The 15,777-nt window shown below is 63.7% G+C and carries 16 protein-coding genes; 6 read left to right on the top strand and 10 right to left on the bottom strand.

Annotated features, from left to right (window positions below; all coding sequences use genetic code 11):
- Positions 1 to 44: 44 nt before the first annotated feature.
- The 4 genes from BJA_RS12160 to BJA_RS12145 form a co-directional block, all read right to left on the bottom strand.
- Positions 45 to 806: an IS5 family transposase gene (locus BJA_RS12160; RefSeq protein WP_063921609.1), complete on the bottom strand. Its 762-nt coding sequence runs from the start codon at positions 804 to 806 to the stop codon at positions 45 to 47.
- 215 nt (positions 807 to 1,021) lie between these two features.
- Positions 1,022 to 1,531, bottom strand: coding sequence for a hypothetical protein (locus tag BJA_RS12155; protein WP_063921413.1), 510 nt, complete (start codon positions 1,529 to 1,531; stop codon positions 1,022 to 1,024).
- 11 nt (positions 1,532 to 1,542) lie between these two features.
- On the bottom strand, positions 1,543 to 2,007 hold the full coding sequence (locus BJA_RS12150) for a TspO/MBR family protein (protein WP_011085262.1): 465 nt from the start codon (positions 2,005 to 2,007) through the stop codon (positions 1,543 to 1,545).
- A gap of 166 nt (positions 2,008 to 2,173) precedes the next feature.
- The gene (locus BJA_RS12145) at positions 2,174 to 2,677 is read right to left on the bottom strand and encodes a fasciclin domain-containing protein (protein ID WP_011085261.1); all 504 of its coding nucleotides are present in this window, start codon (positions 2,675 to 2,677) and stop codon (positions 2,174 to 2,176) included.
- 207 nt (positions 2,678 to 2,884) lie between these two features.
- Between BJA_RS12145 and BJA_RS12140 the strand changes: the two genes are divergently transcribed.
- The gene (locus tag BJA_RS12140; protein ID WP_011085260.1) at positions 2,885 to 3,484 is read left to right on the top strand and encodes a helix-turn-helix domain-containing protein; all 600 of its coding nucleotides are present in this window, start codon (positions 2,885 to 2,887) and stop codon (positions 3,482 to 3,484) included.
- Positions 3,485 to 3,877: 393 nt separating this feature from the next.
- Here the strand turns inward: BJA_RS12140 and BJA_RS12135 are convergent, their stop codons facing one another.
- The gene (locus BJA_RS12135; RefSeq protein ID WP_011085259.1) at positions 3,878 to 5,449 is read right to left on the bottom strand and encodes a hypothetical protein; all 1,572 of its coding nucleotides are present in this window, start codon (positions 5,447 to 5,449) and stop codon (positions 3,878 to 3,880) included.
- Positions 5,450 to 5,771: 322 nt separating this feature from the next.
- Here BJA_RS12135 and BJA_RS12130 point away from each other — a divergent pair, with 322 nt between their 5' ends.
- The gene (locus BJA_RS12130; protein WP_011085258.1) at positions 5,772 to 6,335 is read left to right on the top strand and encodes a hemerythrin domain-containing protein; all 564 of its coding nucleotides are present in this window, start codon (positions 5,772 to 5,774) and stop codon (positions 6,333 to 6,335) included.
- A gap of 177 nt (positions 6,336 to 6,512) precedes the next feature.
- Positions 6,513 to 6,731 (top strand): hypothetical protein, encoded by a 219-nt coding sequence (locus BJA_RS12125; protein ID WP_039183971.1) that lies wholly within the window; start codon positions 6,513 to 6,515, stop codon positions 6,729 to 6,731.
- A gap of 283 nt (positions 6,732 to 7,014) precedes the next feature.
- On the opposite strand, the gene BJA_RS12120 is transcribed toward BJA_RS12125, so the two are convergent.
- The 5 genes from BJA_RS12120 to BJA_RS12100 are packed head-to-tail and all read right to left on the bottom strand — an operon-like array spanning position 7,015 to position 10,588.
- A complete protein-coding gene (locus tag BJA_RS12120) occupies positions 7,015 to 7,785 on the bottom strand; it encodes a sulfite exporter TauE/SafE family protein (protein WP_011085257.1) in 771 nt (256 codons plus the stop codon).
- Entirely contained in the window at positions 7,782 to 9,038 is a 1,257-nt protein-coding gene (locus BJA_RS12115; RefSeq protein WP_011085256.1) for a CCA tRNA nucleotidyltransferase, read from the bottom strand. The genes BJA_RS12120 and BJA_RS12115 overlap by 4 nt, the downstream gene beginning before the upstream one ends.
- Positions 9,039 to 9,048: 10 nt before the next feature.
- Positions 9,049 to 9,312, bottom strand: a complete 264-nt coding sequence (locus tag BJA_RS12110) for a DUF6111 family protein (RefSeq protein ID WP_011085255.1) — start codon at positions 9,310 to 9,312, stop codon at positions 9,049 to 9,051.
- Entirely contained in the window at positions 9,309 to 9,980 is a 672-nt protein-coding gene (locus tag BJA_RS12105; RefSeq protein ID WP_038967402.1) for a CoA pyrophosphatase, read from the bottom strand. The genes BJA_RS12110 and BJA_RS12105 overlap by 4 nt, the downstream gene beginning before the upstream one ends.
- Positions 9,977 to 10,588: a DUF1285 domain-containing protein gene (locus BJA_RS12100; RefSeq protein ID WP_028175034.1), complete on the bottom strand. Its 612-nt coding sequence runs from the start codon at positions 10,586 to 10,588 to the stop codon at positions 9,977 to 9,979. Before BJA_RS12100 ends, BJA_RS12105 begins: the two co-directional genes overlap by 4 nt.
- A 300-nt stretch (positions 10,589 to 10,888) precedes the next feature.
- On the opposite strand from BJA_RS12100, the gene BJA_RS12095 reads away from it, so the two are divergent.
- Genes BJA_RS12095 through BJA_RS12085 form a run of 3 tightly spaced genes read left to right on the top strand, consistent with a single transcriptional unit; the run spans position 10,889 to position 15,641 of the window.
- Positions 10,889 to 11,887: an AAA family ATPase gene (locus tag BJA_RS12095; protein WP_011085252.1), complete on the top strand. Its 999-nt coding sequence runs from the start codon at positions 10,889 to 10,891 to the stop codon at positions 11,885 to 11,887.
- The gene (locus BJA_RS12090; RefSeq protein WP_011085251.1) at positions 11,887 to 12,831 is read left to right on the top strand and encodes a DUF58 domain-containing protein; all 945 of its coding nucleotides are present in this window, start codon (positions 11,887 to 11,889) and stop codon (positions 12,829 to 12,831) included. The genes BJA_RS12095 and BJA_RS12090 overlap by 1 nt, the downstream gene beginning before the upstream one ends.
- A complete protein-coding gene (locus BJA_RS12085) occupies positions 12,828 to 15,641 on the top strand; it encodes a DUF4159 domain-containing protein (RefSeq protein ID WP_011085250.1) in 2,814 nt (937 codons plus the stop codon). Before BJA_RS12090 ends, BJA_RS12085 begins: the two co-directional genes overlap by 4 nt.
- The last annotated feature ends 136 nt before the right edge of the window (positions 15,642 to 15,777 follow it).

Raw genomic sequence — 15,777 nt, 5'->3', positions numbered from 1 at the left:
GATCCGAGCGATCAACTAATGTCACGAACTTCCGTTCCAGATGACTAGGGCGTGGACTCATAAGTGCGTAACCAAATTCGGATAGATGCAAGTTTGATGAAGGCGAGGTAGTTTGCCGCGAGTTTGTCGTACCTAGTCGCAACACGCCGACACTGCTTGATCCTGTTAAAGAAACGCTCGACCAAATTGCGCGCCCGATACAGGTACGGACTAAAACAAATAGGATCTTTGCGATTTCGCTTCGGAGGAATGTTGGCCCAAGCGCCGCGTTCACTGACGAGCGCTCTAATCCAATCTGCATCGTATCCACGGTCAGCGAGCAGCATCGCCCTTGATTTCAGATCAGATAGCAGCCCGGTGACGAGCCGGTTATCATGGGCCGCACCGGTCGTCAGTTCGAGACGAACGGGCAATCCGTTGGTATCCACGCAGGCATGTATTTTGGTTGTTAACCCACCTCTCGACCGGCCCATCAGTCTTTTTTCGCTCCCTCCCGCGCAACCTCCATGCTGGTGGACGCGAACAATGGAAGTGTCGATCATCTGGACGGAGCCATCATGAGCTTCGGCGAGGGCTTTCATGATCAGGTCCCAGATGCCAGCCATTCGCCAACGGACGAACCGATTGTAGCAGGTCGTGTAAGGCCCAAAGCTCTCCGGCAGATCGCGCCATGGTGCGCCTGACCGCAATATCCAGAAGATGCCGTTTAGGACACGTCGGTCATTGACCCTCGGTACGCCGCGCGGCTTGTTAGGAAGGAACGGCCTGATGGCGGCCCACTCAAAGTCCGTGAGTTCGTATCTCATGATTCGAGGCCCCGGTTTGAGAGCTTGAATCACGTCTATCTCGGTGTTCGCAACGAGGAATTGTAAGTCCGAGATGAGCCGGATAGCGGACATGCTGCTGATGCACAAAAGCGACGCGAATGACCCTTAACTGACGTCGAGCAACAACTCGCGGCAATCACCGCGTCATAGGATGAGGTGTCGCGCTGTGCGGGGCGGTAATGACGACGCGACGTCTAAATTCTCCGGCTGTCGTAGGCCCAATGTAACAACGCCTGGCGCTGGCGCGGCCGGCAAGTCGGGTCGCACAGTTCGCAATGCTTCCTGATCTGTGACACGTGTCGCCTCATGGCCTTCCAGCGCCCGATCTGTCGCGTGTCCTCCTCAGGCAAGCGCCGGCCTAGGTAGTATCGACAATACCACTGGAACCAGCCGCGCGGATCGTTCGGATGCATCCAGCCCTTTCTCCGCCATTCCGACAAGCTTTGGCTGGCGTCCACGCCGAAATAGTTGCAAAGGCAGTCGCGGCCAAAAGGCGAGAGCTTCGCCCGCGCGAACCAACTCGCGGGAAACTCGTCACGACAATCGGTGAGGTATTTGCCGCAGAACACGCCGAGTTCCAGCATCTGCTTCGGCGTCAAATCGGGCCGGAATTGCGGGTCGAAATCGCGCCCGGCCGGCGCAGACAATACATAGCGGTAGCCTCTTTGCATCTTGTCACTGACGATGACAATGCGGCGGCGCATCCGGCCTCCTGTTAGTTCAATAGCCAGATTGCGCCGTTCAGAACCGAAGCGAATGCCACCCACACCGCGTAAGGCGCGAACAGCAGAGATGCGATCTTATCCCATCGCCAGGTTATCATGATGAAGCCAACGATCGTCATCAGAAGCAGCACGATTACGCCAAGGGCGATATCGATGCGATGGCCTGAGAAGAATATGGGTGACCAAACGAAATTCAGAGCCAGTTGTCCCCACCATAGCTTCATCGGTAAGTTGTTGCGGCCCTCTCTCCAAACACGCCATCCAGCGATCGCGATGATAATATAAAGCATGCTCCAAACCGGGGCAAAGATCCAGTTAGGCGGACTGAAAGGCGGCTTGCTTAGCGCCGCATACCATGCACCGGGCACGGTCGCGAAACCGATGATAAGGCCGCCACCCAGAACGAGCGCAACAAACAAAAGTAAACTACCGAGTTCGGCCGCGCGCATTTTCATTCGAATGGATCTTCGTCGCTGTTGTTCGGCAAAAGAATGTCAGTGGTTCTCTTGTCTCGGATGAGCAGTAGCGATCGCATCTCGTGGGGGGGGCCTTGTCGAGAAGGCGCCAGTCCGCTTTGGGGCAAGGCGGACCGGCGGTCGATCCGTTGAGGGATATGGCCGATCAGTTCTGGGGCGGCAGGATGACCTTGTCGATGACGTGAATCATTCCGTTCGAGGCCGGGATATCAGCCTTTACGACGGTAGCATCGTTGATCGTCACCTTGCCTCCTTTGGTCGTGACCTTCACCATTGCTCCGTTGACGGTCTTGGCCTGGTCCAGCTTAGTTACCTGCTCAGCTTTCACTGCGCCCGGCACCACGTGGTAGGTGAGGATGGCCGTCAGCTTCGCTTTGTTCTCGGGCTTCAGCAGGTTCTCCACCGTGCCGGCCGGCAACTTGGCAAATGCCTCGTCCGTCGGTGCGAACACCGTGAACGGTCCGGGACCTTTCAGGGTAGCAACCAGGTCGGCCGCCTTGAGCGCCGCCGCCAGCGTCTTGAACTGGCCGGCACCGACCGCCGTGTCGACAATGTCCTGATTGCTGGCGCGCGCGAAAGTGCTGCCGATCGCCAAACCTACCACGGCCATGACGACCGCGGCCTTCGACGCAATACCTACTCTGCTCATCTTTTAGCTCCTGTAACTTGCGGGGGCCGGCTTGGCGGCCCGCGTTCCGGTTTCGAGGGACGGGAGAAACGTGTTTTGCCTTGCCCTTCTTGAATGGTAGTAAAACAAATTTTCATCAAGGGCACATTAGCGTGATATGCAAACTAGTTTTCGTGAGGATAAAACGCACGTTCCATCTTTGAACTGGGATGAAATGAGACCGGAACCATGCTATCGGAGACTCTGATCACGGCCCTTAAGGGCTACGCCATCGGCCCAAAGATCCGCCGGCTGCGGCTGCGCAAAAAGCTGGGGCTGGTCCAGCTAAGCGAGCACACCGGTCTCTCGCCGGCGATGCTGTCGAAAATCGAACGCGGGCATCTGTTTCCGACGCTACCGACCTTGTTGCGGATCGCTTTAGTGTTCGGCGTCGGGCTCGATCACTTTTTCAGAGAGGACAGCGACCGGCCGGTACATGCGGTCGTGCGCAAGGCGGACCGCATTCGTCTTCCGGAGAAGGCCGGACGGACTTCGCCCGCTTACTGCTTCGAGTCGCTCGACTATCCGGTCAGCGACCGCAAGCTCAACGGCTATTACGTCGAGTTTGTAAAGGAAGACGAGCAGTCGGAGCCTCACGAGCATCCGGGCGCGGAGATCATCTACGTTTTGGATGGCGAGCTTGTGGTGAACCTGGAGGGAGAGGACTTCACGCTGGGCCAAGGCGATTCGATGTATTTCGATTGCGCTCATCCGCACACTTACCGCCTTAAAGGGTCGTTGCCGTGCGCGGCCATTATCGTCGTGACGCCGAAATCAGCTTCAACGTGACCGGGATCGCAAGACAATCCCCGACGAACAGGAACTATCCCCTGCTCGCCTGCGCTATCAGAAACGACTATCCGTTAGTTTGCTCCGCACGTCCGGGGTGGCACTTTTCTGACCTGAGGCGATGTCCGGATTGAGTCCGCAAAACGTCGGATAGCGGACATCGTTCACAGCCGCGGTAGTGAATCTTGATTTATGAGTACACGGCCTAGTTGCGGGCGTAACTTCATCATCGGCACGCTTACACGAGGGCAACTGCTGCGCTAAGCGCGCAGCCGGCATCGCTGCGGCGAGCCCGCCGTCCGCGGATGCCTATAGAAAAAATGTCAGGAGCAAACGGGCTCCAGCGAATGATCGATGATGAGAAATCATGTCCGTCGCGTAGAGGAAAATACTCTAAGGTGTGCGGCGGATCTTGTAGAGAACGAAGCGCTCGGACCTGTCCAATTCCTTCAGCATGTCTGGCAGCGGGTTCGCCACGCCGGTGCCGAGCAGATAAAGATAGTTGTAATCTCGATACCAGGTGCGGATGAAGGCGGCGTCGTCGGACGCCGTCATCTGGCCTGCGGCGATTGCACTCAGCAGGCGTATCGGCACAGGCCCACCGTAGGGAATGGCGAGACGGCGGACCTCGGTCCGCGCCTGAACCGGCTGCTTGCCGGCCTCGGCGAATACGTTCGGCACGAAAGCATTGGCGTAATGCACCGCCAGGGTCGGCGCATAATACATTGGATACTGAGTGAGGTCCTTGAACGGTGGATCATCGCCCTCTCCGCTGGTCCCGATCAGTATCTTCGAACCACGATCAATCTTCTGAAAAGACCGAATGAAAGCTGAATAGTCTCCACGGTACGACAGCCAGACCACGAGCACGACGGCCAGATTGGCCAGCGTGATGCCGCCGACAATGGCGAGCGCGGCCATCGTCCATCGTCGGCTCGGCAGTGACAGCGAACAGAAGGCGGGAAGGATCAAAGCGGCCGCAGGAAGAACCCGAATATCCGCGAACGCCGTGCCGAATAGCCTTGGCGGGATCGCAAGGTAGAGGAGCGCGAAGCCAGTTGCGACCCAGATCCCGGCAGGCTGCAGCTTTAGCATGCCGCACCTTGCGGCGACGTATAACGCAGCCATTAGCACGAGCGCGCTCGCCCCCGAGACAGCCATGCTGTAGCCGTTCATGATAAAAAATGGCCAGAGCAGCTTGTAGTCAAAATACCAAAACGTGCCCTCGCTTCCGACAGAGCCCGCGGTCAGTCGCATGACGACCAACAGCGCCACGGCCGGTATTGCGAGCGTGACGAGCCGGAGCGCGGCGTCGCGGTAAGGCAGTTTCCGGTCGAAGGCGCGCCACAGCTCATAGAACCCGAGCGTCGCGCCATAGATCCCCAAGGAAAAGAAATGCGCCGCAAACAGCACCACCACGAAAGCTGTGTTGACGGCGAAACGTACCGGAGTTGGTTGCTCGGCGGCGAACAGATAAGCGGCGATGCCCCAGAGCGCGATGCCGAGAGCGCATTCGAAGTTGACGAATCCCCACGTGAACGGCAGGCAGTAGAGGAACAAGAGCGCCGCGAAGCCGGCGAGGTGAACGCGCCGCTTCACAACCCATTCGAGCGCAAGCGCGCCGCCGATGATCAACAACTGGCCGAAAAGAAGAAACAGCCGAGTCGCGTTCTCGGCGCCGATCAGCCGCGCCATTGGCGGGACCACCAAGTCCATCGCCAGATTGGGATAGAAGGCCCAGGCCGCCTGGTAATATGGATTGGCATTGGCGGTGCCCATTTGGCTCAGAAGATACATGCGGGCGAGGTGGTTGAGGTAATCGACCATCGCCGGAATGGGCGTGAGCAGCGTGGGGAGAAGCGACGCGATGGCGAGCAGGGCGAACACAGTGGTCGCGACCGATCGATCTGAGCGAGCACCGCGATCGATGAGATCTTCTGGGATCAGGAGAGCGGGTACATTCACGCGATTACTCCGGGTATTGAAACCCGGTAGGGTTGTTGTTTTCTTCTAGAACTAGTTGCGGTAGAGCCTCCTAATAATTCGTTAAAAGGTTGAGCTATCGAGAAACAGCTACCAGCGGAAGAGTTTCCACTTTTGTTGGGTGAGTTCCGCTTCGGTCCAAGCCCGGACCTCCCATTCGTGACGCGCTATTGGCAAAATAAGCGACATAGAACAGGCGGATGGCGCACCATGCCTCCGGAGCTTGATCTAGCGCAAAGCGCTGAGGCGACTTGGGGCTAAGCTTTCAAGAGCTTCTCAATCGGTCACCTTGTGGATCGCACCAATGATCATTGAGCGCTTAAGCCAAGAGCACCGCAACATTGAGAAACTGCTCGCCATCCTCGAGCGGGAACTTGAGGTTTTCGACCGCGGCGACCGCCCCGACTATGAGGTTATTGGCGCGGTTATCAGCTACTTCGAGCTTTACCCGGAGGTTTACCACCACCCTCAGGAAGACCTGGTCTTCGCCAAGTTGCAAATTCGCGATCCGGCTGCGGCTGCGAAGGTCGGTGATCTCGCCCGCGAACACCAGAAAGGGGCCGAACTCTTGCGCCGCGTCGCTCATGCGGTCGACAACGTTCTTGCCGACCGCGAACTGCTTCGGCAGGACGTGGATGCCATCGTTCGCGATTTCATCGAGCACGAGCGGCGCCACATCATGAAGGAAGATCGCGATTTCTTTCCCGCCGCCCTGAAGGCTCTCGAGCCTGAGGATTGGACGGAGATCGCCTCGGCCATGACCAATCCTGAGGATCCGCTGTTCAGCGAGGCCGCCGAAGAGACGTTCGACGCGTTACGGGCGCGCATCCTGCAGTTGGAACAGGAAGCCGAAGCCGAACGGCACTAGTCAAGCTCATCCGCATGCGCTGATTGGACTCAATGTCCCATCGCTGCCAGTCACTTCCGGCGTACCAGACGGGCCGGCCCGTCCACGAGTGTGGGGTTGGGCTTGGGGCCGTCCAATCGCGTACCGCCCTATTTTGTGCTACCTAGTCGAACAAAAGGTAGCAGGAGGAAGCCAACGATGACTGACGATCAAGTCAATCGCGTCGTTCAGCACCTTTGCGAGCAATTGCACCTGGCGCTCCGATTGAAGGACAGCGAGGCACATCCACCAAACGCCAAGGATATTGGATTTGATCCCGCCTCGGTAAGAACTGTCTTGCTGACCGGGTTGCGTTCGGCGGGCGTCACGATCAACCATGAGGCAGCCGCGGCGGGCGAAGAGCCGCCGTGGTCCTGAACGCAAAACGCGAGACGGAAGCTCGCGCCGATATCTGAGTTGGGTCAAAAGCCGCCGATGGCGGTTATGCCTGGCGATTTCCGGTTTGGGCGCGAAACCTGACGTTCCTGGGCACACGCCCTGGCCCGTCTCGTCATTCCGGGGCGCGCGCCGCGCGAGCCCGGAATCCATCGGGCTGCAGCGTCGGTGGATGAATGGATTCCGGGCTCGCGCCAAGAGGCGCGCCCCGGAATGACGACGGGGCCAATATCCGCGATCCAGACGCAAATGCCGCGAGGATCACCTACGCGACGAGCTGCCGCGCCGCCGCCGAGATCATCACCAGCCCGCCGGTGATCACCGCCGCATCTAGGATCGCGGTGTGGATGTGCACCGGCATCCGCTCGACGAACGCCTTGGCGAGGAATGCGCCGGGGATCGCGATCGCCCCGATCAGCAGTGCGAAGGCGAGCACCTGCGCATTCACGGCGCCGGCGAGGCCGAACACCGAGATCTTGATCAGGCCGGTGCCGAGCGAGATCATCGCATCGGTCGCGATCACGGCGGCGCCTTCGAGGCCTGCGGCCATCAAGAGCGAGAGCAGGATCACGCCGGAGCCGGAGGTGCCGCCGACCAGCACGCCGTAGCCGACGGAGCCTGCGGCAAGGCCGGTGTCGCCGATCCTGACCTGGCGGCGGCGGAGCACGCGGCGCAGCGGCACGCTCAGGATCAGCATGGTGCCGATCACGAGCGCGGCGCCCGCATTGGTGAGGCGCGTATAGCCGTAGGCGCCGAGCGCGGTCGTCAGCGCCGCGCAGGCCAGCACGATCAGCGCGCGGCGGCGGTCGGCATAGCGGACATAGGCGAGCGCACGGCTCGAATTGGTGAAGATCGCGGAGATCGCGATGATCGGCACCACGGGCTCGGCGCCGACGAGGGGCACCAGCACCAGCGGCATCAGCGCGCCGGTGCCGTAGCCGGCGAGACCACCGATGATCGAAGCAAACAACGCCATCAACGCGACCAGCAGAAGCTGAAAGATCGAGATGTCGGCGAAGCCCGAGACGATGGTCACGTTTTCCGTTCGCGGCTGACGCGTGCCGCAGCTTGATCTGCGATGGAAGCGAGCGCGGCTTCCTCTAGTGGAAAATCCGCCGCAAGCCAAGCGTCCTCGGCGAGTGTCAACACATGTCCGAGCGCGGGCCCTTCCGCCATCCCGCGCGCGATGAAGTCGGCGGCGCGGAGCGGAAATTTCGGCGCAGTCCAGCGCTGCGGCAGCTCGGCGAGTTCGCGCCAGCGCGACGAATGCACGTCGCCCGCCGCCCGCGCCCAGCCGAGCAACACGCGATCGTGATAGCGCTCGGCACCGAGCCGGTAGAGCAGCCGCCGCGCATTGGCCTCGTCCTTGGTGGCAAACCGCCACCAGCGGTGCCCCATCGAATCCAGCGCCTTGGCCTCGGCGTTGGAGAGCCGCAGGCGCGTGGCGACGCGCTTGGCGTCTTCCGTCACGGCCACCGTCAGCGCGGCCAGGCGCCGGGTGACGCTCGCCGGCAGGCCAAGCTCGCGCTCGATCGCGACCATGCTCGCCAGCGGCCCGGTATAGGCGACGCCGCCGATCAGCGCCTGCAGCAATCCGCCCTCGGCCATGGCCAGCACGGCGGCGGACGCACCGCCGGCCACCAGCAGCTTCAGCATCTCCATGCGCACCCGCTCGGCCGACAGGCTGGCAAGGCCCGCGCGTCCCCGGATGCAGGCGAGATAGCCGTCGCGGTCGGGCTCGCCGGCGCCGAAGGCGGCGTGGATGCGGAAGAAGCGCAGGATGCGCAAATAATCCTCGGCGATGCGCTGGTCGGGGTCGCCGATGAAGCGCACGCGGCGCGCTCTTGCATCCGCGATCCCGCCGACATGGTCGTACACGACACCGGTCGCATCGACCGACAGGCCGTTCATGGTGAAGTCGCGCCGCTCGGCGTCCTTCACCCAGTCGCGGCCGAACGCGACCTTGGCCTTGCGGCCGAAGGTTTCGGTATCCTCGCGCAGGGTCGTGACTTCGTAGGGATGCCCGTCGATGACCAGCGTGACGGTGCCGTGGTCGATGCCGGTCGGCACGCTCTTGATGCCGGCAGCCTTGGCGCGCCGCACCACCTCCTCCGGCCGCGCCGTGGTCGCGATGTCGATGTCGCCGGGCACAAGACCGAGCAGCGCGTTGCGCACCGCGCCGCCGACCACCCGCGCCTCCTCGCCATCAGCGCCCAGCAATTGCAGGACGCGCGCGGTGCCGCCGGAGATCAGCCATGGCGCATCGGCGAGGATCGGCTCCGCGCTCATCGGCAGGCCCCTATTTTTCCGTGCCCGGCACGAACTTGCCGTTCTCGATATGGGCGGGAACGTAGGTCGACTCCGGGCCGGCGCCGGAGAATTGCGCCAGGCCGATCAGACCCGCGATCACAAGCACGATCGCCATGAGGGCAAGGCGGGCGACGATGGTGACCGGCCAGGACGATTGCACGAACAGGCCGGACCGGCTGGCGGCCAGGAACAACGCATAGACGGCAAAGGGAACGAGGAAAATTCCGATCTCGGTCAGAACCGTCCGGATCATGATGAGTAGATCCGCTCATACAGCACACGCAGCATTCCGGCCGTTGCACCCCAGATGTAACGCTCCGCGAACGGCATCGCATAGTAGAAGCGCTCCATGCCGCGGAATTCCTTGCTGTGCACCTGGTGGTTCGCCGGATTCATCAGGAAGGATAGCGGCACCTCGAACGCATCATCAACCTCGGAGTGGTTGATCGTGAGCGCAAAGCCGGGCCGGACCCTCGCGACCGTCGGCAGGATGCGGAAACCGAAGGCGGTGCCGTAGAGATCGAGATAGCCGATCGGCTCGACGAAGTCTCTGGACAGCCCGACCTCCTCCTCGGCCTCGCGCAGTGCCGCATCGAGCGGCGAGGTGTCGGTCGCGTCGATCTTGCCGCCGGGAAAGGCGATCTGGCCGGCGTGGTCGTTGAGATGCGCCGAACGCTGCGTCAGCAGGACGGTCGGCTCGGGATGGTCCACCACCGCGATCAGGACCGCCGCCGGCCGCACCGGCTGCTCGCGCGCGACGATCTCCAGCATCTTGTCGGTCCCGGGATCGCCCGAGGCCGGAATGATGTTCGGATCGTAGAGGCCGGACGGAACGTCGAAGCCGAGCTTCGCCCTGGAACGGGCAAAGAAATCCGCCGCGCCAAGCGCGACAGGCTCGCTTTTCAGGATAGGCTTGTTCAAAGCGCGGCCCTCACCTCGTCCGCATCGGCCATGGCGAAGAATTCGCCGGCCGATTCGACGCCGAACATCGGCTGGCCATCGACCATCCGCTCCTCGCCCATGTCAACCAGATCGTAATAGAGCGCGCGGGTCACCTTGGCCCAGAGATCGGCGCGGACGTGCAGATAGGGCGTCAGCCCGCCGTCCACTGCCTGCTCGAAGCGCAGCCGGTGCGCGGCATCGCAGGTGACCCAGTCGTCGACATTGGTGCGGAAGCGCAGCACGCGATGGTTGTCCTCGCCGTCCTCTTGCATTTCGACCGCCATGAACGGCGCGTCGTCGACGCGGATGCCGACCTTCTCCACCGGCGTCACGAGGAAATGCTTGTCGCCCTCGCGCTTCAGGATGGTCGAGAACAGGCGGACCAGCGCGTGACGCCCGATTGGCGTCCCCATGTAGAACCAAGTACCATCGGACGCGATTCGGATATCGAGATCGCCGCAGAACGGCGGATTCCATAGATGCACCGGAGGCAGGCCCTTTTTGGCGCCTTCGGCACTGGCAGCACTCTTGGCGGCGGCAGTCAGCCCCTCAAGACCACGATCGGCGCTCTGCCCTTGGTTCGCCATGGTTTGCCCTGACTTTGTCCTTTGGCACGATTGGTGCAGGTTTACGCTGTCCATCGGCGAACGGTTCCACCCCGGATTAGTCCGGTGTGGAGGTCGCCACTTCGTGATGCCCTACATACCCTTAAGCCGATAAGGTGGGGATAGGTTAATTCAACGAATACATGGCCTTCCTGCAAGTCTAGCATAGGGGCCATGACTTGGTTTGACGTCTTCGCTTGAAGTGAAGATTTGATGCATCTGACCTGATGCGATGACATGACGACGCGAGCGAGCCGCGCGGCAGGCTGAAGGAGCTAACGGATGGCGGAGAGTGTCGAGAAACTCGAGGATGGAATCGTCCGCTCGGCCGAGCAGGTCTCGAGCCAGATTCGGGCGGCAAAGGACGCGATCGCGTCCGTCATCTTCGGCCAGGACCGCGTGATCGAGAACACGCTGGTCACCATCCTCTCCGGCGGCCATGCGCTGCTGATCGGCGTGCCGGGCCTTGCCAAGACCAAGCTGGTCGAGACGCTCGGCGTCACGCTCGGTCTCGACGCCAAGCGCATCCAGTTCACGCCCGATTTGATGCCGTCGGACATCCTCGGCGCCGAGGTGCTTGACGAGAGCACCGCGGGCAAGCGTTCCTTCCGCTTCATCGCAGGTCCGGTGTTCGCGCAGCTCCTGATGGCCGACGAGATCAACCGCGCCAGCCCGCGCACGCAGTCGGCGCTGCTCCAGGCGATGCAGGAGCAGCACATCACCGTTGCCGGCGCGCGGCACGATTTGCCGAAGCCGTTCCACGTGCTCGCGACCCAGAACCCGCTGGAGCAGGAAGGCACCTATCCGCTGCCCGAAGCGCAGCTCGACCGCTTCCTGATGGAGATCGACGTCGACTATCCCGATCGCGACGCCGAGCGCCGCATCCTGTTCGAGACCACCGGCGCCGAGGAGACGCTGGCGAAGGGATCGATGACCGCGGATGCGCTGATCACCGCGCAGCGGCTGATCCGGCGCCTGCCGGTCGGCGATTCCGTGGTCGAGGCGATCCTGTCGCTGGTGCGCTCGGCCCGTCCGGGTCCGGACAGCGGCGAGACCGGCAAGTTCATCGCCTGGGGCCCCGGCCCGCGCGCCAGCCAATCCCTGATGCTGGCGGTGCGCGCCCGTGCGCTGATCGACGGACGGCTCGCACCCTCGGTCGACGACGTGCTCGACCTCGCCGAACCTATTCTGAAGCACCGCATGGCGCTGACCTTCCAGGCGCGCGCCGAGGGGCGCACGATTCCGGACGTGATCCGGCAGTTGAAAACACGGATCGGTTGATGGCCGCCGAGAACGGGCACACAACGAAGGAGATCATCGCGATCCGACGTGCCGATGGCGAAAGCCGCACGCTCGCCGCTTCCTTGCCGCGCCTGGTGCTCGAAGCCCGCCGCGTCGCCGCCAACGTCATCCACGGCCTGCACGGAAGGCGCCGCGCCGGCTCCGGCGAAAATTTCTGGCAATACCGCCGCTTCGTCTCCGGCGAGCCGTCGCAGAACGTGGACTGGCGGCGCTCGGCGCGCGACGACCATCTCTATGTCCGCGAGCTCGAATGGGAAGCCTCGCACACGGTCTGGATCTGGCCCGACCGCTCGCCGTCGATGGCGTTTGCCTCGAAGACCGCGCGCGAGTCCAAGCTCGAACGCACGCTGATCGTCGCCTTTGCGCTGGCCGAACTGCTGGTCTCCGGCGGCGAGCGCGTCGGCATTCCCGGGCTGATGGCGCCGACCGCGAGCCGCAGCGTCATCGACAAGATGGCGCAGGCGATGCTGCATGACGATGCCGACCGGCTGAGCCTGCCGCCCTCCTTCGTTCCTTCCGCGCTCGCCGAGATCATCGTGCTGTCGGATTTCTGGTCGCCGATCGCCGAGATCAGGACGACGCTCGCAGGGCTCTCCGGCTCCGGCGCGCATGGCACAATGGTGCAGGTCGTCGATCCCGCCGAGGAGTCCTTCCCCTATTCCGGCCGCGTCGAGTTCGTCGAGCCGGAAGGTTTTGGCGTGATCACCGCCGGCCGCGCCGAAAGCTGGGCGCAGGACTACACCGCGCGGCTCGCGCTGCACCGCGACCAGATCCGCGCCGAGACCTCGAAGCTCGACTGGCTGTTCACGACCCATGCGACCGACCGCTCCGCCGCCGAGCTGCTGCTGTTCCTGCATGCCGGCATGCAGGTGAGCAAGTCGGGCGCGCGCACCACCTCCATCAAAGCGGGGCCGGCCGCATGATGGGATTGCCGCTCGCCTTCACCGAACCGCTGCTCCTGATCGGCCTCGTCAGCCTGCCGGTGCTGTGGTGGCTGCTGCGCGTGATGCCGCCGCGGCCGCGCCGGATCGAGTTTCCGCCGACGCGCCTGCTGTTCGACATCGCGCCAAGGGAAGAGACGCCTTCGCGGACGCCGTGGTGGCTGACTGCGCTGCGGCTTTTGGCTGCGGCCCTCGTAATATTCGCCGCCGCCGGCCCGATCTGGAATCCGCAAACCGGGCTCGCGGGCAGCAAGGCGCCGCTGATGATCATGCTCGACGACGGCTGGAGCGCGGCCTCGAACTGGGACGTCAGGATCAGGGCCGCCGACGAGCTGATCGCCAACGCCGACAACGACCGCCGCGCCATCGCGCTGGTGCCGCTGTCCGAGCCGAACCGCGATATCACCCTGATGCCGGCGGGGGCGGCGCGCGTCGCGCTGCGCCAGCTGGTACCAAAGCCCTATTCGATCGAGCGCGTCGAAACCCTCGCAGCGGTCGATCGCTTCCTCAAGGCCACCGGCGACTGCGAGATCGCCTGGCTGTCGGATGGCGTCGATACCGGGCGCGGCGAGGAATTCGTGCAAGCCCTCGGCAAGACCATCGGCGATCGCAGCCTGACCATCTTCGAAGGCGGCACCTCCTCGCCGCTGGCGCTGGTCGCGGCCGAGAACGCCGCCGCCAGGATGACGGTGAAGGTGCTGCGCACCGACGGCGGCATCGCCGTCGGCACCGTGCGCGCTCTGGACCAGAAGGCATCGCCGATCGGCGAAGCCCGTTATTCGTTCGGCCCGCAGGACAAGGAAACCGAGGCCTCGTTCGACCTGCCGGTCGAGCTGCGCAACGACATCACGCGGCTCGAGATATCGGGCGAGCGCTCCGCCGGCGCGGTGCAGCTGCTCGACAAGCGCTGGCGCCGCCGCGCCATCGGCATCGTCTCGGGCTCGACCAGCGAGACCGCGCAGCCGCTGCTGGCGCCGACCTTCTACCTCACCCGCGCGCTGGCGCCGTTCGCCGACGTGCGGCTCGCCGACAAGGGCTCGCCGCAGCAGGGCATCACCCAGTTCCTCGACCAGAAGCTGCCGATGATCATCCTCGCCGATGTCGGCACCATCGCGCCTGAAATCCGCGAGCGTCTCAATGCCTGGATCGACCAGGGCGGCGTGCTGGTGCGGTTCGCCGGGCCCCGCCTGGCGCAGGCCGAAGACGATCTCGTGCCGGTCAAGCTGCGCAAGGGCGGCCGCACGCTCGGCGGCAGCCTGACCTGGGAGAAGCCGCAACACCTCGCCGCCTTCGCGGCCGACGGTCCGTTTGCCGGCGTCGTGGTCCCCAAGGACGTCACCGTGAGCCGCCAGGTCCTGGCCGAGCCCGATGCCGTGCTCGCCACCAAGAGCTGGGCGTCGCTGGAAGACGGCACCCCGCTGGTGACCGGCGAGCATCGCGGCAAGGGCGTCGTCAGCCTGTTCCACGTCAGCGCCGACATGCGCTGGTCGGATCTGCCGATGTCGGGCATCTTCGTCGAAATGCTGCGGCGGGTCGTCGACATGTCGGGATACACCACCAAGCCCGGCGCCGGCGTTGCCAGCGAGGCGACCACCGAGACGGTGGCGCCGCTGCACATGCTCGACGGCTTCGGCGCCTTCGGTCCGCCGCCGGCCACGGCAAAGCCGCTTCCGGCCGATTATCGCGACCGCGCCACACCCGATCATCCGCCGGGCTTCTATGGTCCTGCAGAAGGACCGCTCGCCGTGAACACGCTTGCTAGCGCCGACCGCATCGCAGCCCTGAACACCGCGAGCCTGCGCGCCCGGCACGCCACCTACACCAATGCCGAGCCGCGCGACTTGCGCGGCTGGCTGCTGTCGACGGCGCTCGCTCTGTTCCTGGTCGACGCCATCATCGTCGCGGTGCTCGGCGGCGGCCTCGCCGCGCTGCTGCGCCGCCGCGCCGCGCCCGCAATGATCCTGCTCGGCCTCGTGCTTGCGGGCCTCTCTGCACTGCCGCCGGCGCCCGCGCGCGCCGACAGCGCCGCGGACGAGTTCGCGATGAAGGCGGTGTCGCAGACCCGCCTCGCCTATGTCGTGACCGGCAATGCCGACGTCGATTCCATCGTCAAGGCCGGCCTGACCGGGCTGACGCTGTTCCTGGCGCAACGCACCGCGCTCGAGGCCGGCGATCCCGTCGGCATCGATCCGGCGCGCGACGAGCTCGCCTTCTTCCCGCTGATCTACTGGCCGATCGTGCCCGGCGCGCCCAAGCCGCCGCAGGACGCCATCAACAAGATCGACGCCTACATGAAGCAGGGCGGCACCGTGCTGTTCGACACCCGCGACGCGATCGAGGCGCCGCCCGGCGACAACGGCGCCTCGCAGACGCCGGGCATGCGGGCGCTGCGCGAGATCCTGTCCTCGCTCGACGTGCCCGAGCTCGAGCCGGTGCCGCGCGAGCACGTGCTGACCAAGACCTTCTATTTGCTGCGCGACTTCCCCGGCCGCTTCAACTCCGGCCAGACCTGGGTCGAGACCCTGCCGCGCGAGGACGACGACGAGAGCGCGCAGCGTCCGGCGCGCGGCGGCGACGGCGTCTCGCCGATCATCATCACCTCGAACGACCTTGCCGGCGCCTGGGCCGTGCGCCCCGACGGCCAGTACATGCTGCCGGTGACCGGCGGCGACACCCGCCAGCGCGAATTCGCCTATCGTGCCGGCGCCAACATCGTGATGTACACGCTGACCGGCAACTACAAGGCCGACCAGGTGCACGCACCGGCCCTGATCGAACGGTTGGGGCAATAGAGATGCGCGTGACGAGCTTGAGCTACACGCCCCGTCATTCCGGGATGGTCCGAAGGACCAGACCGCAGGTGCGCACTGCGCACCGGGGAATCTCGAGATTCCGGATTCGATGCTTCGCATCGCTCCGGAATGACGT

This window comes from Bradyrhizobium diazoefficiens USDA 110 (assembly GCF_000011365.1).
Lineage (GTDB): Bacteria > Pseudomonadota > Alphaproteobacteria > Rhizobiales > Xanthobacteraceae > Bradyrhizobium > Bradyrhizobium diazoefficiens.
The sequence above is the reverse complement of the archived record's forward strand: the minus strand, read 5'-3'. Positions and strand labels throughout refer to the sequence as shown.